Source organism: Bacillus sp. SD088, assembly GCF_017355205.1.
In the GTDB taxonomy this organism is placed as follows: domain Bacteria; phylum Bacillota; class Bacilli; order Bacillales; family Bacillaceae_C; genus Lederbergia.
The window spans coordinates 1-208 of record NZ_JADIJK010000081.1; the positions used below are offsets into that span (position 1 = coordinate 1).

Below are 208 nucleotides of genomic sequence, written 5' to 3' on the forward strand. Positions count from 1 at the left end.
GCCACACTACTCGCCGTCACCCTTTTTCCGCTTTTCCATCAAAAAGGGTACGGCCACACTACTCGCCGTCACCCTTTTTCCGCTTTTCCATCAAAAAGGGCACAGCCACACTACTCGCCATCACCCTTTTTCCGCTTTTCCATCAAAAAGGGCACAGCCACACTACTCGCCATCACCCTTTTTTCGCTTTTCCATCAAAAAGGGTACG

The 208-nt window shown here is 50.5% G+C and carries 1 protein-coding gene; it reads left to right on the plus strand.

Annotated features, from left to right (window positions below; translation table 11 throughout):
• The coding region (locus IPU53_RS24745; RefSeq protein WP_207454195.1) for a hypothetical protein at nt 1–208 on the plus strand (208 nt) is incomplete at both ends.